The organism is Fibrella forsythiae, assembly GCF_017353175.1.
In the GTDB taxonomy this organism is placed as follows: domain Bacteria; phylum Bacteroidota; class Bacteroidia; order Cytophagales; family Spirosomataceae; genus Fibrella; species Fibrella forsythiae.
Window position 1 is genome coordinate 420,543 of record NZ_JAFMYW010000001.1, and the last position, 20,729, is coordinate 441,271.

14 protein-coding genes are annotated in these 20,729 nt (G+C 49.8%); 8 read left to right on the top strand and 6 right to left on the bottom strand.

Translation table 11 applies throughout. The annotated features are described in order from the left end of the window. Nucleotides 1–223: 223 nt before the first annotated feature. From J2I46_RS02200 to ligA, 6 genes are all read right to left on the bottom strand, one after another. Nucleotides 224–1,690, bottom strand: a complete 1,467-nt coding sequence (locus J2I46_RS02200) for a tetratricopeptide repeat protein (RefSeq protein ID WP_229379445.1) — start codon at nucleotides 1,688–1,690, stop codon at nucleotides 224–226. A gap of 171 nt (nucleotides 1,691–1,861) precedes the next feature. Beyond that, nucleotides 1,862–4,399 (bottom strand): DNA gyrase subunit A, encoded by a 2,538-nt coding sequence (gene gyrA / locus J2I46_RS02205; protein WP_207327293.1) that lies wholly within the window; start codon nucleotides 4,397–4,399, stop codon nucleotides 1,862–1,864. Between the two features lie 328 nt (nucleotides 4,400–4,727). Next, nucleotides 4,728–5,177 carry an RES family NAD+ phosphorylase gene (locus J2I46_RS02210; protein ID WP_207327294.1) on the bottom strand — a complete coding sequence of 150 codons (450 nt, stop codon included), beginning with the start codon at nucleotides 5,175–5,177 and terminating at the stop codon, nucleotides 4,728–4,730. A gap of 3 nt (nucleotides 5,178–5,180) precedes the next feature. Continuing rightward, on the bottom strand, nucleotides 5,181–5,564 hold the full coding sequence (locus J2I46_RS02215; protein WP_207327295.1) for an Xre family toxin-antitoxin system antitoxin: 384 nt from the start codon (nucleotides 5,562–5,564) through the stop codon (nucleotides 5,181–5,183). A 163-nt stretch (nucleotides 5,565–5,727) separates the two neighbouring features. Beyond that, nucleotides 5,728–6,627, bottom strand: a complete 900-nt coding sequence (dapA, locus tag J2I46_RS02220; RefSeq protein WP_207327296.1) for a 4-hydroxy-tetrahydrodipicolinate synthase — start codon at nucleotides 6,625–6,627, stop codon at nucleotides 5,728–5,730. Between the two features lie 190 nt (nucleotides 6,628–6,817). Continuing rightward, on the bottom strand, nucleotides 6,818–8,908 hold the full coding sequence (ligA, locus tag J2I46_RS02225; RefSeq protein WP_207327297.1) for an NAD-dependent DNA ligase LigA: 2,091 nt from the start codon (nucleotides 8,906–8,908) through the stop codon (nucleotides 6,818–6,820). 169 nt (nucleotides 8,909–9,077) lie between these two features. Here ligA and rpe point away from each other — a divergent pair, with 169 nt between their 5' ends. The 8 genes from rpe (at nucleotide 9,078) to J2I46_RS02265 (ending at nucleotide 20,674) form a co-directional block, all read left to right on the top strand. Next, on the top strand, nucleotides 9,078–9,749 hold the full coding sequence (gene rpe, locus J2I46_RS02230) for a ribulose-phosphate 3-epimerase (RefSeq protein ID WP_207327298.1): 672 nt from the start codon (nucleotides 9,078–9,080) through the stop codon (nucleotides 9,747–9,749). A gap of 64 nt (nucleotides 9,750–9,813) precedes the next feature. Beyond that, a complete protein-coding gene (locus J2I46_RS02235; protein ID WP_207327299.1) occupies nucleotides 9,814–11,244 on the top strand; it encodes an alpha-amylase family glycosyl hydrolase in 1,431 nt (476 codons plus the stop codon). 19 nt (nucleotides 11,245–11,263) lie between these two features. Next, complete coding sequence (locus J2I46_RS02240) at nucleotides 11,264–13,360, top strand: OmpA family protein (RefSeq protein ID WP_207327300.1); 2,097 nt, start codon at nucleotides 11,264–11,266, stop codon at nucleotides 13,358–13,360. 62 nt (nucleotides 13,361–13,422) lie between these two features. Then, nucleotides 13,423–15,216, top strand: a complete 1,794-nt coding sequence (locus J2I46_RS02245; protein ID WP_207327301.1) for a glycosyltransferase family 39 protein — start codon at nucleotides 13,423–13,425, stop codon at nucleotides 15,214–15,216. A 10-nt stretch (nucleotides 15,217–15,226) separates the two neighbouring features. After that, nucleotides 15,227–16,987: a hypothetical protein gene (locus J2I46_RS02250; protein WP_207327302.1), complete on the top strand. Its 1,761-nt coding sequence runs from the start codon at nucleotides 15,227–15,229 to the stop codon at nucleotides 16,985–16,987. Between the two features lie 13 nt (nucleotides 16,988–17,000). Beyond that, nucleotides 17,001–18,167, top strand: a complete 1,167-nt coding sequence (locus tag J2I46_RS02255) for an acyltransferase family protein (protein WP_207327303.1) — start codon at nucleotides 17,001–17,003, stop codon at nucleotides 18,165–18,167. Nucleotides 18,168–18,468: 301 nt separating this feature from the next. Further along, nucleotides 18,469–19,230 (top strand): glycosyltransferase family 2 protein, encoded by a 762-nt coding sequence (locus J2I46_RS02260; protein WP_207327304.1) that lies wholly within the window; start codon nucleotides 18,469–18,471, stop codon nucleotides 19,228–19,230. A 52-nt stretch (nucleotides 19,231–19,282) separates the two neighbouring features. Continuing rightward, on the top strand, nucleotides 19,283–20,674 hold the full coding sequence (locus J2I46_RS02265) for a protoporphyrinogen/coproporphyrinogen oxidase (RefSeq protein WP_207327305.1): 1,392 nt from the start codon (nucleotides 19,283–19,285) through the stop codon (nucleotides 20,672–20,674). Nucleotides 20,675–20,729: the final 55 nt, after the last annotated feature.

The window sequence follows — 20,729 nt, forward strand, 5'->3', positions numbered from 1 at the left end:
GGCTAGCCACCTTATCGTAGTAACTACAGCCTAAAAAACGCTCTGTACTCAATGCATAGGGCGTTTTTTAGGTAACTAGCTCTCTAGTAATACATTAACGTTTCACGTGGATATGTTGTGGACAACAAGTGGATAAGTGACGATCATTTAGTTTTATAATTTATATTATGTTAAGTAATAACTATAAAATAGAGGGGAGGTTTAACAACCTCCCCTCTATCATTTATTTACCTGGCTCTACGCAGGCGACTTTCTTTTCGTCAAACTGCTTCAGAATTCCTTCCAGTTGCTCCAGTGTACTGTTCAGAGTTGAGTCATCAGACTTCACAGCTTTAGCTTTCTGGAAATAAGGCAAAGCCTGTTTAAACTTACCACAAACACGGCCCTCAACTTCTTTACCGCTCTTGGTATACTCAGCCATGCTCATGTTGTCTACTTCGCTCTTCATTTCAACGGCATCGTTAAATACACCCACACCCATATTGAAATTTGCTTCAAAATTGTTTGGGTCTGTATTCAACGCTTTCTGATAGTAGTCGCGGGCAATCGCTTTTGTATCATTTGCCTTCTTCCCTAACTCAGCAGCTTTAGCTTGCAGAGCGGCGCCATCAACACCTTTAGCAGACTCAGCTTTTACCTGCTGATCAATCTCAGCCATCTTTGTTTTTTGTTCGGCAATTTTGGCCTGAACATCAGTCAACTGACGCTTCAATTCCGCGCTCTTGGGCTGCTTCTTAATTGCCGCAGTCAACCGCACTACTTCGCTCATATACGTATCCAGAAGGGCTTTCTCATCGGCTAGCTTCTTGGTCAGCTTTCCGCCTTTCTTTGCATCATCAGCGGCCTTCTTTGCTTCCGTAGACAGTTGTTGTGCGTTATTATCGTACATGATACCGAGGTTCACCGCCGATTGTGCATCGTTCGGATTCTTCTCGTATAACTCTTTCATTCCGTTGATCGCCTCATCCATCCGGCCCGACGACTGGAGAATGCTCACCCGGGTTGTACCGAGATCACGATTGCTCGGGAACATTTTCATGGCCCGGTCTAGCGTAGACAGTGCCTTGTCCGTTTCCTTATCGCTGTTATACATCTGCGCCAGGCTAGCCCAAATCGTTACATCACGGCCACCATTTTCAGCATATTTTTCAAACTGCTGCTTGGTTTTCGTCATATAATCGGCCCGGTTAGCCCCCTCTCCTTTTGCAGACATTGCCTGCTGAGCACTGATACCAGCATACATAGGTGCAGTGGTATCTTTTGCATTGATTGTACCGGCCATCGACATTGCCGTGTAGGCTGCATCATAGTTTTTAGCCTGATACCGACGAATGCCCTGGTTCATCATAGCTGAATACAGCATCTGACCCGACAATGCATCGTTGATCTCCTTGGTCATTTTGCCGTTTGGCTCTACCTCCAGCGCTTTCTTATATGACTCGTAAGCAACTGTAGCCGCATTTGAGTCTAGTGATGCCGCTTTTGCGTCGTTGGCAAGGGCCTCATATATCTGGGCTCTACTTACCCATGTTTTGGCTTTTGTGGCCAGCTTAGGGTCATTGACATTATTATCAATTTCGGTTTTGGCTTTATCCAATGCACCCTGTTCCTTAAACAGAAGCGCCTTGTTCTGGGCCATTGCTGACACCGATAATAACGTCGCAGCCGATACGGCCATCATGGTTTTCATGGAATGTGTCATGGAATGTGCCATCGTTTGATGTGCCATGTAGTCTGTAACTAAGTTTTGTTCAACAATAGGGCGAAAATACACATTTCGCCCGTCTTTTAGACAGAAAAAAGAGCCTCCGGTTTAAACCGAAGGCTCTTTCTGATCAGTAGATAAGCCCTTTTAACGAAATTATTCTGTTACTTCCGATGCTGTATCATCTGTGGCGGTAACCTCTGCCGAATCGTCTACAGACTCTGTTTCATCGCGTACAACGGTCATCACAGATGAAATTGCGTCACCTTCGCGCAGTTTGATAATCCGAACACCTTGCGTATTCCGCCCGATAACATTGATTGCATTAACCGGGGTCCGTAACAGAATACCAGATCGGTTGATCACCATCAGATCGTCACTATCCGATGCCTGGAGAATGCCCACCAACGCGCCTACTTTTTCTGTTATTTTCAACGTACCTACGCCCTTGGCACCCCGGTTCGTGACCCGATACTCATCAATAGGTGAACGCTTTCCGTATCCATTCTCAGAAATAACCAGCAACTGAGCGTCCGGACGACCAATGCAGACCATACCGATCACCCGGTCATCTTCAGCCTCATCATCCAGCGTAATTCCTTTTACACCAGCCGCCGTACGGCCCATTGGACGTACCCGGGTTTCGTGGAAACGAACAGCCTTACCAGCACGCGATGCAATGACAAGGTCGTTATCGCCATTGGTCATAACAACATCCAGCAGACGGTCGCTCTCGTCGATGGTAATAGCGATGATACCCGTGCGCCGAACGTTCGAATACGCTTCCAGCAAGGTCTTCTTGATCGTACCCTGCTCGGTACACATTACAATGAAATTATTCTTGATGTAATCGGGGTCATCAAGATTTTTTACATTGATCACCGCCCGCACTTTATCGTCACTGTCGATCTGTATATAGTTCGGTAGCGGTTTACCTTTGGCATCACGGGCACCTTCCTGAATCTTGTAGACCGGCAGCCAGTACATCCGTCCCTTCTGTGTAAAGATCAGAAGCGTATTGTGCATAGTGGCTGAGTACAGATGTTCCGTGAAATCACCGTCTTTCGACGAAGCTCCCTTCGATCCTTTCGTACCTCTCCCCTGCTGACGATACTCAGTCAACGCGGTCCGCTTAATATAGCCTTCGTGTGAAATCGTGATGATCATCTCTTCATCGTCGATCAACGACAGATCATCCAGATCACCATCACCCAGGGCATTGATCTGGGTACGTCGTGGATCACCAAACCGAGCCCGCAAATCGGCGAGTTCTTCCTTGATGATCTCTTTCTTACGCTCATCCCGGGCCAGAATATCGTTGTAGTTGGCGATATCACGCATCAACTCATCGTATTCAGCCTGAATCTTAGCGCGCTCTAAACCGGTCAGGCGTTGGAGGCGCATTTCCAGAATGGCTTTCGCCTGAATGTCTGACAAAGCGAATCTCTCCATCAAACCGTTCTTGGCTACCTCAGCATCCTTCGATGAACGGATCAACTCGATTACTGCGTCGATATTATCCAGAGCAATAAGAAGGCCCAGCAGAATATGAGCCCGCTTTTCCGCTTCACGCAGTTCATACTGGGTACGTCGCGTAATAACCTCATAGCGATGCTCCACATAGTAGCGCATCATATCTTTGAGGTTCAGAATCATTGGGCGACCTTTTACCAGCGCCACGTTGTTAATGCTGAACGACGACTGGAGCGCCGTATGCTTATACAGGTTGTTCAACACAACACTGGCATTGGCATCCCGCTTAATGTCATACACAACCCGCATGCCATCCCGGTCAGATTCATCGCGGAATGCTGAGATACCTTCGATCTTCTTCTCGTTGATGAGATCAGCGGTTTTTTCCAGCATGACCGACTTATTGATCATGTATGGAATCTCCGTTACGATGATCTGCGTCTTACCTCGATTTTCTTCGATGGTTGCATTGGCCCGGATCACGACCCGGCCACGACCGGTATGAAAAGCCGAATGGACACCGCTCATGCCAAAGATGGTACCGCCCGTCGGAAAATCAGGCGCTACCACGTACTTGATCAGTTCGTCGATGGTAATGTCCGGATTATCGAGAAAAGCCGTGATGCCATCAACAACCTCTGTCAGGTTATGGGGAGCCATATTCGTGGCCATACCTACGGCAATACCCGACGAGCCGTTCAAGAGCAGGTTGGGCAGTTTGGCTGGCATAACCGTTGGCTCTTCCAGAGAATCATCGAAGTTAGGCTGGAAATCAACCGTTTCTTTGTAGATGTCACCCAGCATTTCGTCGGCAATACGCTTCAGACGAGCCTCGGTATAACGCATGGCAGCCGGTGAATCCCCGTCGACGGAACCAAAGTTACCCTGCCCATCAACCATCGGATAACGTAACGACCAGTCCTGCGCCATGCGCACCATGGTATCGTACACCGATGAGTCGCCATGTGGGTGGTATTTACCCAGTACCTCGCCAACAATACGGGCTGATTTTTTATGCGGTTTGTTATAGTTTACACCCAGTTCGGCCATGCCAAACAATACGCGGCGGTGAACGGGTTTGAGACCATCACGCACATCGGGCAAAGCCCGGGAGATGATGACCGACATCGAATAATCGATGTATGCCCCACGCATTTCGTCCTCAATGTTAATCGGAACGATACTGTTGGGATTCTCCATTTCGGGAGTCTGTTCTGCCATAAACGGAAGGGGGAATTTCGCGAAAATTTGCAATTTCAGCCCATACCGTTCCACACGGAAGGGCTATATACAAATATACAAAATTTTCAGCAAATGGTGAAAATAAAGCCGCAAATAGAGCTTCTATAGGCTTATACGGTTCATTTCGCAGATGCGGCAGTTTACCAATTCAGCAACCGTGGAACATATCTATATTCTTACTGAAATACAATTATTCGCTTTCTGAAACAGTAGCTGAAAATCTTGATTCTCTGTTTGGCTGTTGGCTACTGACGATGAGCCATTTACCCGCCCAGATACGTAGTTTCATACACTGACAAACCAACTGCTACGCTTTTAAACGAGGATCGAACGCGAACGCTTCTGTTCGTAGCAACCGGATGTCGGCGAACAGCGGGTGGGCCGGGTTGAGCAGGTAATTCCACTCCTGAGGCACAATGGCTGAGGGGACGCGCATGACAGGAGTAGCTCCCCGACGAAGCCATGATTCGCCCAACGCCTGGCAAATGTCATAGTTCTGATAATCACTCCAATCTGGCGGCAGATCGACCAGGGTAATTGTTTCGACGGGCAGCGTGTCGGGTACGTTGATGACCATAACCCGAAACAGATCCTGAAGCCCTTCACCACTCCGGTGAACTACATTCTCAAGACAGGCAAGTGCGCGGCTACCTGCCGTATAGATCACGAAACGTCCCCGGGTATTCCATCGGGCAGAACCGCCAGACGCTACCAGTTGAGCGGTGTAGATAGCACGGGTAATTCGATATACCTCCACTCGTTAGGCCAGATCACCGTAATCGATACGGATCAGTTCGTCCATGATTAAATCGATGCCTCCGGATGTATGGAGCAGGGCGAAAGGGACTTGTCCACCTAACCCAAAGGCGGGTTTGTCCATCCACCGGCGGAACGCCTCGGATGAACCAAAAACATCCGTTCCTCGGCTAAATAAGGCCTGAATTTTAAGTACCTTCTCACTATCCTGCGGGTTTAGCTTACGATCCTCCCGTTCATAACGCTGAAACGTTTTGAGGGAGGTGTCGAAGACCTCGGCTACCTGTTCCCGCCGATAGCCCGTTTTATCCGCTACCTCAAAAAACAGTAGGGCCGGTACCCCGCGCAAGGCCGCCAACACCAATCTATTACGATCCTGAACAACCATATATCCGTTCGGTTAATTAGCCCAAATATAGACATTTGTCTGATAAACACAGAATTTTGTCTAAATGTTCAAGCATTTCTCCCTCCTACTCGTGCCGTGATTACATGAAAAAACGGCGTACCAGTTATTGGTACGCCGTTTTTTCATGTAACAGTGAGCCTGATCAGGCAACCAGTTCCATAATAAAATGATCCTGTTGAAGCACCTGCTTCATGCGTTCGCCCAGGTCATCCGATGCTTTCATCAGCGGCAGACGAACATCTGATCCGATTAAGCCAATAATTTCCAGAATTTTCTTCACCCCAACCGGATTCCCTTCTTCGTACAATAACGGATCGATACGCAGGAAATGACCCAACTCGCGGCCAGCCGTACGGAAATCGCCTTGCAGAGCGGCATCAATAACACCACAGAAGCGAGCAGGATAGGCATTGGCAACTACCGACATAACCCCCACTCCACCAATACTGATGATGGGGACACCCTGTACATCATCACCCGAGATTAGCAGAAAGTCTTCTGGCTTGTCGCGGGCAATTTCCATGCACTGCTCGATCACACATGATGCCTCTTTCACGCCAATTATATTCGGGTGTTGGGCCAGTTCAACAATTGTTTCGGCCGACATGTTGATGCCTGTGCGGAACGGAATGTTGTAGAGAATGACCGGAACTGGACTGGCATCGGCAACGCGCGTAAAATGCTCGATTACACCCCGTTTACCTGGCTTATTATAATACGGACAAACCGACAGAATAGCATCGACGCCCTCAAAATCGATATCGTTCATCCCCGCAACAACGTCGGCTGTTACGTTGCCTCCGACCCCGTATACGATAGGCAGGCTCCGTGGATTATTTTCTTTCAGGTACTGAAGCAACTGCTGCTTTTCGGCTTTGGTCACCGTTGGCGATTCACCCGTGGTGCCCTGAAGCACAAAGTACCGCACGCCTCCTTCTGAGACGTGGTTTATTACCCGGCCAAACCCATCGAAGTCGATAGAATGGTCCGCATTGAAAGGTGTTACGATGGCAACACCCACACCGTGAAACTGTGTGTGCATGAGCAGAGAAAGGTCATATTGGCCCTTACAAAGGTACAGGAATTTGGGTTCGGGTAGTGAATTTGCGCCCGGTAAACTTAGCAGCCTCTACTACGCAAGAAAATGCATGGAAATGAGATGTACGCGCCCAGGCTACCCGGGGCTATTCTTATGTCAATAGCTGCCACCCGGCGCACCGGCAAATCAGTCCTTATTCACTGCCCAACATCGCCATGAACTCATCTTCGGTTAGTTGAGTAACGTTCAATTGCTGAGCTTTCTGTACTTTAGAGGGACCGGCATTCTCGCCAACAATCAGGTAATTCAGTTTCTTCGAAACACCACTCAATAGACGGCCACCATTGGCCGCTATTCGCTCTTCAAGTGCCTCGCGGCTGAAATTGGCGAACGTACCTGTATACAGAAATGTCTTGCCCGCCAGCGACTCGCTTTCCTGCGCCACCTCTTTTCGTTCAGAAACAAACGTTAATCCGGCAGCCCGTAACCGCTCAATGTAACGCCTGTTCTCGTCATCCTGAAACCAGAGGTACACACTTTCGGCAATACGCGGCCCTACATCAGGAACTCCGGCCAGTGTTTCGAGCGGAGCAGCCATCAAAGCGCCAATGGAACCGAAGTAATCAACCAGCCGATCAGCCGTGGTGTTGCCAACGTACCTGATACCCAGTGCAAACAGCACATTGGCAAATGATTGTGATTTGGAACGGTCGATTGCCGACAGGATATTATCGACCGTTTTCTGCCCGAATTTTACCGTCCTGGTTTTCCCTGGCTCTTCCGATCCATCTTCATGAAGCACCGGACTAGCCGGGCCGGGCGCTGCCGGATACGTCTTCTGCAGGCCAAGCAGCTTTTCGCTGGTTAACTCATACAGGTCAGCCGGCGTTTCAACCAGACCACGATCAATCAGCAGTTCGATCTTCCCCTCACCCAGGCTTTCGATGTTCATGGCCCGTCGCTGAATGAAATGTTCAAACCGAGCCTGCCGCTGCGGTGGGCAGTGTTTTTCGTTGGTGCAATAGAAATGGGCTTCTTTCTCGCGCCGAACCAGCTCTGTGCCACAGGCCGGGCAATGCGTTGGATACTCGATGGGTAGAACGGCCTCAGACCGTTTGCTAAGATCTACGCCCGTTACCTTCGGAATGATCTCCCCTCCTTTCTCCACAAAAACCGTATCACCCAGCATAATACCAAGCCGGGCGATCTCATTGGCATTGTGTAATGACGCCCGTTTCACTACGGTGCCAGCCAGCAAAACCGGCGTTAGATGGGCAACGGGCGTAACTGCTCCAGTGCGGCCAACCTGATAACTGACACTATTCAGTGTGGTGGTGGCTGCCACTGTCTTGTATTTATACGCGATAGCCCAGCGCGGACTTTTCGCCGTATAACCAAGTTCGCGCTGCTGATCATAGCGATTTACTTTGATAACAATACCATCGGTATTAAGCGGTAGGGTAAAGCGTTTGGTCTCCCACTGGGCAATATACGACATAACAGCCTCTATATCAGCACACTTTTCCCAGGTCGGCGACACATTGAACCCCCAATCGGCCAGTTGCAGCAGGCTTTCTTCATGGGTATCAAAAACCGATTCTTCAGACAGGAATGAGTACAGATAACAATCCAGGCGGCGTTTTGCCACCGCGCCGGAATCCTGCTGCTTGAACGTACCTGAAGCTGCGTTGCGCGGGTTGGCCAGCAGCGGCTCGCCAATATCTTCCCGTTCCTTGTTAATCCGCTCGAATTCGGCCAGCGGCAAAAAGCCTTCACCACGTACCTCAAACAGGGCCGGCAACTGCCCGGCGTTGATACGCAGCGGCACCGACCGAATGGTACGGATATTGTTGGTAATATCATCGCCCCGAACCCCGTCACCACGGGTGGCACCCTGAACGAGGACGCCGTTCTCGTAGGTCATGCTAAGGGCAACACCGTCGAATTTTTGTTCGCAGATATACTCGAAAGCCTCCCCATTCAAACCCTTTCGAACCCGCGCATCAAACTCGGTCAGGTCAGCTTCGGAGTATGTGTTTCCGAGCGAAAGCATCGGAAAACGGTGGTAAACCGTGTGAAATTCTTTACTGATGGTTCCGCCAACACGCAGCGTTGGCGAATCGGGCAACGTTAATTCGGGATATTGTTGCTCTAGCGACTGAAGCTCGGCCAACAGCTTATCAAACGTAAAGTCATCTATAACAGACTGACTATGTTGATAGTACTGATCATTGTAATAATTAAGCTGACTCGTCAGCTCCTGAATGCGGTCTTGTGGCAACATGGATAAGAGGCAATAGCAGTATAAATAGTACCGTTTTGAAATGGCAGATTCTGGAAGTTACGAAGATGGTGGGGTTTCGGCATTCAGGCAAAAAAACTTAGTTTTACAAGATTAGCATATAGAGTATGCAGGCTCACACCTATTAGACGTGCCTGCTCACGAGTTCACGATGACTGATTTACTACTGGCTCCGTCCATTTTAGCCGCCGATTTTGCCAATTTACAACGCGATGTCGAACTGATTAACCGCAGTAAAGCCGACTGGTTTCATGTTGACGTGATGGACGGCGTTTTTGTGCCCAATATTTCGTTTGGCTTTCCCGTAATGGATGCCGTTCATCGCTACGCCACCAAGCCGCTCGATGTACACCTGATGATCGTGCAGCCCGAGCGGTATGTCGATGCGTTTGCGAAAGCAGGTGCTGCTGCCATCACCGTTCATTACGAAGCCTGTACCCACCTGCACCGTACGCTTACCCAGATTCGGGAAGCTGGCTGCCGGGCCGGTGTTGCCCTGAACATGCAAACTCCCGTTGAGCTGCTGACCGACCTGACCGATTCTTTCGATCAGGTGCTTATCATGACCATTAACCCCGGATTTGGCGGGCAAAAACTACTGCCGCTCTCGATTCCCAAGATCCAGAAAATGAGGCGGCTCCTAACCGAAGCGGGCAGTTCAGCCCTGATTGGCGTGGATGGCGGCGTAGATCTGAAAACAATTGGCTCGGTACTTGCCGCCGGTACAGATTACGCAGTGGCCGGAACAGCCGTATTTGGAGCTTCAGATCCACTTCAAGCTATTGAGCAATTAAAAAAACGCCCAACTCCACCCATGGCCTGACCCGAAACACCGGGAAAAGCCAGCTTCTATATTGCCTTCAGGCCACCGCACTGACACAACCAATATGAGACTTACCTTTATTTACCTGGCCTCTCTCCTACTGATAGGAACGGTTTGGGGATGCAGAACAAATCCCGAGCAGACGGAGGCCCAGAATGGATCGTTATCAGCCACTACGCCAACCGACACAAGTACCCAAAACGGCTCCAACGTACCTGCGCCCGAGTGGACGAAGAACGCAACCATTTATGAGGTGAATGTACGTCAGTTCTCGGCAAAAGGGGATCTGGCCAGTGTAGAAATTCAGTTACCCCGGCTTAAAGAATTAGGTGTCGATATTGTCTGGCTCATGCCGATTTATCCGATAGGCCTGGAAAAGAAGAAGGGGGCACTCGGCAGCCCCTACTCCGTAGCCGATTATAAAGCTGTCAATCCCGCCTATGGAACCTTCGATGACCTGAAACATCTGGTTCAACGAGCACATGATCTGGGCATGCGCGTACTACTTGACTACGTACCTAACCACACCGCCTGGGACCATCCATGGGTGAAACAACACCCGGACTGGTATACACTCGTAAACGGTAAAATGACCTCACCCCTCGATGACAAAGGGAAGCCTACTGGCTGGGACGATGTTGTAGAACTGAATTATGACAACCCTGACTTGCGGGCCGCCATGATCGATGCGATGACATTCTGGGTACGTGAGGCTGATATTGACGGGTATAGAATGGACGCTTCGGGGTTGGTTCCGGATAACTTCTGGCAGGATGTTCGGCCGGCGCTCGATAAAATTAAGCCTGTATTTATGTTGTCTGAATGGGAAGCCGATCCGGCTCAATTCAAGGCTTGTTTCAACATGAACTACGGCTGGGCGATGCATGCACTACTGAAAGACATTGCCAAAGGCAAAGCAAAAGCAACCGCAATCGATTCACTCCTGGCTAGTCGTAAGAAAGAGTATCCCCGGTGGGCTTATCAGATGCAGTTTACGCAGAATCATGATGAGAATACCTGGAATGGAACATTAACCGAATCATTCGGGGCTGGCGCTAAAGCTTTCGTTATTTTGACAAGCACCTTCAACGGAATGCCGCTTGTTTATAACGGCATGGAATCTGGTCTGAACAAGCGGTTACTTTTCTTTGAAAAAGACTCGATAAACTGGGGAACCTACACCGATGCCACCTTTTACAAATCATTGCTTACCTTAAAGCATCGAAACCGAGCCCTCTGGAATGGCGAAGCAGGTGGTGAACTGATTAAAATTCCGACCGGACACGACGATCAGGTGTATGCCTTTCTACGTCAGCGCGACAACGATCGGGTAGTCGTTTTGGTAAACCTGAGCAACCAGCTTCAGACCATTCGGTTAAGTGGCGATGGATATGCTGGTTTATACACCGATGTGTTCGAGCACAAGCCAATGGAATTGAAAACAGGGATGACCATGACACTCAAACCCTGGGAATACCACGTTATGACCAATTAATTTATCCTTCACCAACTATATGTTCCCGGTTCAGCCTCAACCAACCAACCTGTTTCGGGTAAGTCCCCGGTGGCTATCCCTACTCTGGCTTTTACTGCCTGTAGCAGGCCATAGTCAGGCTGTACAGTGGGCTAACCGAATCGTCAGTGTTTCGTCTGAAGGACGAGGTGAAGGCGGTGGCAAACAACTGAAGGCTTTACAGGCCTTGGGGGCACCTAGTGTGCTCAACCAGACAAAAGGCACGCCCTGCGCATGGGCACCGGCCAATATAGATGGTAACACCGAAGAATATATTACGGTGGCGATGGCAAAACCACAGGCCATCCGTCAGGTGCTGATTGCAGAAGCCGGTAATCCGGGAGCAGTCATACGGGTAATCGTATACGACAACAAGCAGCAGGAACACATCGTATTTTCGGAAAAACAAGTAGCTGCACGGGCCGCAGACAAACAGATTGATCCACTGCTCCGCATTATTCTGCCGGATAGCTCGCTGGTTGGGCAACAGGTGAAGGTAATCATAAACCCCAGCCGTACAAAAGGAATCAATCAGATTGATGCAATTGGCATCACGTCAGCCGAAAAACCAGTCGTTCTCAACGTTACGGTAGCGCCTAATACGCCACAGTCGCTGGAGAAAGAAAACCTGGGCAATACCATAAACTCTGCCGGACAGGAAGTTGCCCCCGTTATCTCTCCTGATGGCAAGACGCTCTACTTTACCCGAACGAACAAGGGAAACGTGGGCAATGGAAAAACCCAAGACGTCTGGTTCGCCACCCTCAACCCGGACCGCAGTTGGGGCGAGGCCAAAAATATTGGTGCCCCGATCAATACCGCTGATAACAACGCGATCAGCGGTATTTCGCCCGACGGTAAAACGATTTACCTGCTGAACGTGTACAAACCAGATGGCACGTTACAGTTCGGTGTGTCTAAATCGACGTTTGCACGTGGCGGCTGGACCTTCCCGCGCGAGTGTAAGATTACGAATAACTACACGCAGCAATCAACACCCACGGGCGGCGGAGAATCTACTGCCCCCCGGATGGAAATTACGGTTTCACCCGACGGAATGACCATGCTACTGGCGCTGCAACGTACCGAAACAGAAGGCGACCGGGATTTATACGTTGCCTTCCGCCGCCCAGACCTCAGTTGGAGCGAGCCTAAATCACTGGGAGCCGTGGTCAATACGGCAGCTGAAGAAAGTGCCCCCTTCCTGGCGGTTGACAATCGAACGCTCTATTTTACCTCAGAAGGACATCCTGGCTTTGGCGACGGGGATATCTTCGTTACCCGTCGCCTTGACGACACCTGGACCAACTGGTCAGTTCCAGAGAACCTGGGGCCAGCCGTAAACACCCCTCAATGGGACGGCTATTTCACCATTCCTGCCTCCGGCGATTACGCCTATCTCAGTTCCAGGGCCAACTCACTGGGTGAAGATGACATTTTCAGGCTGAAACTATACCCGGCTATTCGCCCCGAGCCAGTGGCGATCATTTCCGGACAGGTGCTCGATGCCATTAGCAAAAAACCGGTATCGACGGAGGTTATTTCCGGGCTGATGGAGAATGATAAGGAGTTCAGCAAGGTGGAATATGACCCGGAAACGGGTGAGTACAAAATGGTGCTTCCCACGCAGAAAGCCTATAAGTTATCGGCCCGGAAAGACGGCTATTTCCCTATGACCGAAACACTGGACCTGAGCCGCGACAAACGGTTCCGCGACATCAGACGAAACTTGTACGTGATGCCCATCCAGCCAGGCGCTAAGGTAGTGTTGCGGGGTGTACTGTTTAAACAGAGTGAAGCCGATCTATTACCTGGGTCTGAAGCTGAACTGGACCAGTTAACAGCCCTGATGGCACAATACCCGTCCATGACCATTCTGGTAGAGGGACACACTGATAATCAGGGCGAGTGGAACCTGAACATGAAGCTGGCAGAAGATCGCGTGCAACGGGTGAAACAGTATCTGGCAGCGAAAGGCGTAACCGAAGCCCGCATTCAGACAAAAGCCTGGGGACCCAGCAAACCCGTTGCCAGTAATGAGTCAGAAGAGAAGCGGCGGCTCAACCGTCGGGTAGAATTCACCATCCTGACTTTGTAAGTTAACGGGGGCTTACCGTACTTTGCAACCACCCCCCGATTGCCTCAGGGCTATTTCTACACATGAATTTTCGCCAACCCGGCTTTCTTTCTACTTCCCGGTCTACCCTACTCATCCTGTCGATAATTCTGCTGGTAGCCTTCGGACTTCGCGTCTATCAGCTTGACGCTCATGGGATTTTCCTCGACGAGAAGTTTACGCTCGTGTGTACTCAGGGCGTTGTTCAGGAAGGAGCGAATCAGCGCGATGTTTTTTTTACGCCTGGTAAAACCTATTTCACACCCGCTGAATTCTGGAAGCCAAAAACACTGGCCGACTACAACGAAGCCATTATTCGCAGCGATATCAGCAACAGCCCGGCCTACACAGGTCTGTTAGCGCTCTGGATTGATCTCTTCGGCATCCACGATTACTCGACCCGGTTCCTGTCTGTGCTCTTCAGTATGGGCGTGGTACTACTAACGTACCTGCTTGCTGTGCGCTATACCGGCTCTGAACGGGTTGGTCTGTTTAGTGCCGCGCTCGCCGCCACTGAACCGTTCTTTGTGGCTTATGCACACGTGGCCCGCAGCTACAGCATGACCATCTTCGTGTCGTTGCTCTCAACGTACCTGTTCTTACGCATATTGGACCGGCGGAGCACTGGCAACGCTCATTGGAGCCTATATGTAGGCTATGGTCTAACGTATGCACTGACCATTTTGGGACATAGTTTGGGAGCAATGGTGTTTGTTGCCCATGGTCTTTACCTTCTTTTTTATGTCCGCGAGTTTAAAACGTACCTGGCATTAGGATCAACCTGGCTACTTGCTACACTCGTGTTGCTGGTACCCTGGTTTACGATTGGAGGAGGGAAATACATTTTCATGACGATGGCCTATCAGGCCCAGTTTTACCGAAATCTGGCGTACACCAACCCCACAAACAACGGTTTTGGCTATATGTTGCCCGGCACGATACCAAACGTGCTCAAAATGGCTATGCCAGTTATTGCTGATCTTTTCTGGCTCACCAACGGCCTGACAATTGACGCGCTCGGCAGACGGAATACGCTGCTTGGTCTTTTCATCGGAATGATAGCACTGGCGATCGTATGGCGCTATCGGCGGGCCGTTACAGTACCCGGATGGGTGCCGGTAGCCGTTCCTGTGCTTTTAGCGGGTGTACTACTGATGGCCACGATCAAATCAGGCCAACAGGTGGTCTTGGCGGCGCTGCCACTGTTCGGTTACCTGCTGTACCAGACCGTACGATCTTACAGGATTACAGATCAGCGTCGCTTCATCGTCTTGCTGATCATGTTGCTCATTACCCCAACATTGTTCCTGTTAATAATGGCGCTGAAAAACGATCATACCTATGGTATTACGCAGCGTTATACCAGTTTTTCATTCCCCTACGCCATCATTCTGCTTGGCATGATGCTCGATCAACTCCTGCGTATGCCCCGCTTCTTACAACTGACCCTGGGTGCCATCGTCCTTGTGCAGGGCTATTACATCCTGGCGCTGGACAAACGGATACTTGACGACGTTGCCCCTAAATACACCCAATTTTTCAAGCCACGAATTAAGAATCCATACATAACGGCAGCTACCTCGATCCGGGAGCAGTATAGCCCCGGCGATACCGTTCTGTACCCGGCTATCCGTCTTCACCCAGCCGATGAAATTGAGAAGACATACTGGCCGTTCTCAATTAAAGACGCCCAGCTGACTAACTTGTATCTGCCCAAAGATGCCAGTTATTATCAACGTATGGACACCACGCAGTCAGACCGGATTTGGCTGGTGAAGGGTAAAACCGGGAAACGGGTGCTTATCTTTGACTTTAAAGGCCAGACCTATCGCTACTAAAGGCCGAACCATGTCGTTTACCCAGTTCCGTCAGCCAACGCGGCCCACTATCCCAGGCTCCGCAGCAGCGACCAGCAGGTCAGCCTGGTTGGGTTGGCTGTATGCCTTGATTTTCACCGCCATACCCATAGTGGCTGTCAGCTGGGCATGGGCTGGTCTTGCCGTGAACGTACCTAAATGGGATGACCATGCGCTGAAGGCATTTTTAATTGCTCTGGAGCAGGAAACCTCGCCGATAGGATGGTTCAGGCAGGTTGTAAAGCAGCATAATGAACATCGCATTGCCTATGACCGTCTGCTGACCTGGGCCGATTATAGCCTGTTTGGTAAACTCAGTTTTAAGCGCCTGATGATCTACGGCGACCTCAGTTTGCTGGCTCTGGTAGCCCTCTTTGGCTTTTTTCTGAAGCAATATGTAAGGAGCTGGTATCTCTTTCTCCCGCCTGTCGCCTTGTTCATTATCACCCTGGCACAGTGGGAAAATCTGTACTGGGCGCTGTCGTCGATCCAGAATTTTTCGATCGTCGTTTGGTCATTAGCCTGCCTGTTCCTGCTGTCTTACCAGTCTCGAATTGGCTGGGCCATTGCGCTGGCGATGGTGGCGACCCTGGTGAGTGGCAATGGCTTTTTAGTCTGGCCCATTGGCTTTGTCATGCTGCTGGCTCAGCACCGAACACGACAATTACTGCCATGGAGTCTAGCAGCAGTGCTACTGATCGCAGTCTACTTCGGCGATTATGTCCAACCCACAACCCATCCACCAACCAGAGGCAGTTTGTTCGATCTGGCCGGCGGTTGTCTGGCCTTTCTTGGTGCCGCAGTTGACGCGCTGCCAACCGCTACACCATACCTGTACAGTATCATATTGGGAGGGGTACTCCTACTTTTCTGGTGCCTGATTTTCCTACAGGCAGTGGCCAGATCAGGCAGAAAAATCGCTTGGACAACTCTCCAGACATTTGGCCTTGGAGCTGTAGCCTTCCTGCTGGGAACGGCCGTAGTTGTAGTCTGGAGCCGATACGGCTATGGGCAGGACATGCTACTGACAAGTCGGTACAGAATTTACTCCTTAACACTGTTAGCTTTAACCTATACATACTGCATATCAGCCTATTACGCAAGCGGTCGTACCAACGCAACCGTAGCTGTGAGTATGGCATTTTCGGGCTTGCTTATCAGTGGTATCTTCTGGTGGAGTGCCTTTCGATTCAATACCCATGAGAGCATCAGCTTACGAAAGATGTTATTGGCGATGCAATACAACTGGACTTACACCACCAACCGGCCCGTGTCTACGCTCGACCCCGTCACCCGCCAACTAATTGATAATGCGCCTGCTTTTTACGACGCCACGTTACCTGCTTTTTATACCGAAAGTAAGCATCCCCAATTCCCGGTTGATTCGCTGGTCAAGCGGAACGACACCTACGTAATTCGACTGAAAAGCCCGTCTGCGAACCTGATACCTTCACTCAAAGAACCAGACGCAGGAATAAGCGTGGTGCTGCGATCAGCTAAACGTACCTACCTGTATCCTGTCATGCCATCGCCACAACGGCACTGGCGCGTTCTGCTTAATTTACTCCCTCTCTACCCAGCCGGTCAGCCCATCGAGGTAGCTATTCCGAGTAACGAACTCGATGTTGGCACCTACGACGTACTCATTGCGCTCTATTCTACCGATCAACCCAACGGACTAGTCAGGCCAACTAACCAACTGGTGACGGTTGCTCCGCATCGGCTTTCTACCGGACCTGCCAAAAACTGGTAGTCCGGAATATGCTATGACACCATCAACTAAATCAGCTACCCGCCCTTCACTCAACCATCTTGTTCAGCTAGATGGCGTGCGATTCATTGCGGTAGCCCTTGTTTTAATAGACCACTGGACAGCGGAGCGTTTGCCGCCGATCCTGTTTCTGCCGCTTGGGTCGCTCGGGGTCACCATCTTCTTTGTTTTGAGTGGCTTTCTTATTTCGCGCATACTCTTGGCTGGTAAAGACAAGCTACCACTACCCAAAGTCGATCACCTAGGCGGTTATCTGAAAACGTTTTATATACGCCGAACACTCCGCATTTTTCCCATTTACTACCTCACACTGTTTGTTCTGTATGTATTGAATGAACCCCCTGTACGCAAAACAATCGGATGGCTGTCACTCTACGCAAGTAACATCTACATTGCCCGCTACGCCACCTGGATGGGCACAGTTGACCACCTGTGGTCATTGGCGGTTGAAGAACAGGTATATCTGTTCATGCCTATGCTGTTGTTTTTGTTGCCGCGACGCTGGGTGATGCCTACCGCCATACTCATGCTGGCCGGCAGTGTGCTGCTCAGATACGGACTGATGATCCATGGTGACACCTGGTTCATTGGGTACGTATCGATGCCCACTTGTCTCGACGCATTTGGCCTGGGATTGTTTATGGCCTGGCTGTGGCTATACCACCGCCAACGTTTCGAAACCTTATTCAGGCCCGCTACCGGACTAGTGGTAAGCATTATTCTATTCGGACTCGTTGTCTGGGGCGCACGAACGAACGCGGCCCAACATCCGCTTACAGATTACCATGCGTTTAATATCTATGCGCACGTCTGGGAACGGCTCGCCGCCTCCTTCCTCGGTTTCTTTCTGATTGGTAAAGCCATTCTAGGTTTTAAAGGGCCAATGAAAGCCCTGCTGGAAAATCCGGTGAGCCAGTATTTGGGCCAGATCAGCTACGGGTTGTATTTGTATCACAACTTCATCTACAATGTGTACCATACCCAACAGACCCACATTGCGTTACGGGCATGGAAAAAACTGGCTGGCTATTTCCCGGTTCTTGACACCTCTTATGCCTTCCAGTTCGCGTATTTTCTACTCTTGACCATTGGTTTGGCAACCATATCCTGGTTCCTGATCGAGAAGCCAATTAATCGGCTCAAGGATCGATTTGCCTATTAGTTTGCTCATACACGTAGAGTAGCTTTACAATGCATCCGTGCCGGTTGCAGCTTGTCTGATCGGAGACAGTTGAAACAGCCAACTCTGCCTTCCCGGCCATATCAACGAGCGTCAGCGTAGTAGTAAATTGGTAAGCAGCCAGTGACAGCCTTTCCAGATTAGAGCCACTACCTAATGAAGCCCGTTTTCAGGGCACATGAGCCAAACAAATACCTATATTTGCATAGTTAACTGTAGGAGAACTCCGCTGTTTATAGCGTGTTTCCACCATACAGCCCCCATTGACCTACTTCTTGACTTCATGAGCGTATTGTTATCGATTGTCATGCCGGCCTACAACGAAGAAGCCTGTATTGAAGACGTTGTAAACCTTTGGACAAATCTGTTAGATCAACAGTTTCCAACGGAAACCACCCGGCTGATAGTCGTTAACGATGGGTCAAAAGATAAGACCGGTGCTATTCTCGATAAAATTAAGCCGAACCATCCAAAGCTGATCGTTGTGCATCAGCCAAATGGCGGCCACGGAAATGCAGTAGTTAATGCATACCGTCAGGCTGTCGCCGTTGACTCCGACTATGTGTTTCAGACAGACAGCGACGACCAGTTCGTTACCGACGATTTTATGAAGTTATGGAACAAGCGGCATGAGTCTCCCTTTATTCTCGGCTGTCGCGAAGTTCGGTACGATGCCCTTGCCCGATTGATCATAACCCGAATTCTGCGTATCAGTATCTTCCTGATTTACGGTACGTATATAAAGGATAGTAACATTCCTTTTCGGCTTATCAGAGGCAGTTTTCTGAAACGCTTACTGGCTCAGTTGCCAACACCAACTCCATTTGCGCCCAATATTTTCCTGGCAGTCATGGCCCGAAAAGCTGGTAACGACTTGTTCAATATTCCGATAACACATAAAGAGCGGTTAACTGGTACAGTCTCCATTCTAAAATGGAAGCTATTAAAGGTCTGTATTCAGAGCTTTAAAGAGCTGGCCCAGTTCCGACTTGAATTAAGTAGCAAAGTGGCCGCCCTGCGTAAGCCGGAGCCAGTACTGCACTAAGTTTTCACAACGACTTTTCCGTTGTCGATTCGTTTTCATTTAATTCTCAAAAATGCATACTAAATACGTTATAATCGGTTCTGGACCAACTGGTTTAGGTGCCGCTTACAGACTCAACGAACTGGGCGTTACAGATTTTGTCGTCCTTGAAAAAGAAAATCGGATCGGTGGCTTATCAAAAAGTTTCGTCGACGAAAAAGGTTTTACATGGGACGTGGGTGGCCACGTTCAGTTTTCGCACTACAAATACTTCGATGATCTGATGCTTAAAGCATTGGGCGAGGATGGTTGGCTGAAACACCAGCGCGAATCATGGGTTTGGATTGAAAACCGCTTTGTGCCGTATCCGTTTCAGAATAACATCAAGTATCTGACAACGGATACCATGTGGAAGTGCCTTGAAGGTATTATCCATGTGTACAAAAATCCGACGAACACCAAACCGAAAAACTTCCGCGAATGGATTCTTCAAACGTTTGGCCCTGGTTTGGCCGAGACGTTTATGTTTCCGTACAACTTCAAGGTGTGGGCGTATCCAACCGAAGAAATGAATGCGGTGTGGGTGGGCGAACGCGTTGCTGTAACAGACCTGGGTCGGGTTACTAAAAACATTTTGTTTGATCAGGACGACTTCTCGTGGGGACCAAACAGTACATTCCAGTTCCCAAAACATGGCGGAACAGGTGGCATCTGGGAATCAGTTGGTAATCTGGTTGGGCGTGAAAAGATTAAATTGAACGCCACGGTCGAGAAGGTAGTTGGCCCCGAGAAGAAGATTGTGCTCGCCAGTGGTGAAACGATCACCTACGATCACCTGCTAAGCACAGTACCTCTCGACATCTTCACCCGTAAAGTAGAAGGTCTTGACCCTCAAATTGTTGACACAGCACAAGGGCTGAAGCACTCATCAACAAATGTGGTAGGTATCGGTCTGAAAGGCAAGCCGAAGAAGAGTTTGGAAACAATGTGCTGGATGTATTTTCCTGAGTCAAATAGCCCTTATTACCGGGTGACGGTATTCTCGAACTACAGTCCAAACAATGTGCCGGATGCTGAGCAGTATTGGTCATTGATGACCGAAACGAGTGAATCGTCGGCCAAACCGGTAAATCGGGAAACGCTGATTAACGATACGATCAAGGCCTTGATCGAAGATCAGTTGATCGAGTCGGCTGATGATGTTGTATCTACGTTCCACCAGGCATTCGACTACGGATATCCAACCCCATCTGTTGAACGTGATGGTATCCTGAAAGCCGTTTTACCGGCGCTTGAACCATTTGGCATTAAGTCACGTGGCCGGTTTGGTGCCTGGAAATACGAAGTGAGCAATCAGGATCACTCGCTGATGCAGGGTGTTGAATGGGCTAACCGGGTAGTTAACGACGTACCTGAACTGACACTTTTCTTCCCCGAAACGGCAAATGCCATGTGGGGTAAATAAGCTAGAAATACCGGTAGCTGGCCATTGCCAGCTACCTTTTTTTGACTAACCCTGC

Bases quoted from the DNA above. Each gene is read 5' to 3' on its own strand.
- J2I46_RS02240 (WP_207327300.1), top strand. From the start codon at position 11,264: ATGTTCCCGGTTCAGCCTCAACCAACCAACCTGTTTCGGGTAAGTCCC.
- J2I46_RS02260 (WP_207327304.1), top strand. From the start codon at position 18,469: ATGAGCGTATTGTTATCGATTGTCATGCCGGCCTACAACGAAGAAGCC.
- J2I46_RS02250 (WP_207327302.1), top strand. From the start codon at position 15,227: ATGTCGTTTACCCAGTTCCGTCAGCCAACGCGGCCCACTATCCCAGGC.
- J2I46_RS02235 (WP_207327299.1), top strand. From the start codon at position 9,814: ATGAGACTTACCTTTATTTACCTGGCCTCTCTCCTACTGATAGGAACG.
- J2I46_RS02255 (WP_207327303.1), top strand. From the start codon at position 17,001: ATGACACCATCAACTAAATCAGCTACCCGCCCTTCACTCAACCATCTT.
- gyrA (WP_207327293.1), bottom strand. From the start codon at position 4,399: ATGGCAGAACAGACTCCCGAAATGGAGAATCCCAACAGTATCGTTCCG.
- ligA (WP_207327297.1), bottom strand. From the start codon at position 8,908: ATGTTGCCACAAGACCGCATTCAGGAGCTGACGAGTCAGCTTAATTAT.
- J2I46_RS02200 (WP_229379445.1), bottom strand. From the start codon at position 1,690: ATGAAAACCATGATGGCCGTATCGGCTGCGACGTTATTATCGGTGTCA.
- rpe (WP_207327298.1), top strand. From the start codon at position 9,078: ATGACTGATTTACTACTGGCTCCGTCCATTTTAGCCGCCGATTTTGCC.
- dapA (WP_207327296.1), bottom strand. From the start codon at position 6,627: ATGCACACACAGTTTCACGGTGTGGGTGTTGCCATCGTAACACCTTTC.
- J2I46_RS02215 (WP_207327295.1), bottom strand. From the start codon at position 5,564: ATGGTTGTTCAGGATCGTAATAGATTGGTGTTGGCGGCCTTGCGCGGG.
- J2I46_RS02265 (WP_207327305.1), top strand. From the start codon at position 19,283: ATGCATACTAAATACGTTATAATCGGTTCTGGACCAACTGGTTTAGGT.
- J2I46_RS02245 (WP_207327301.1), top strand. From the start codon at position 13,423: ATGAATTTTCGCCAACCCGGCTTTCTTTCTACTTCCCGGTCTACCCTA.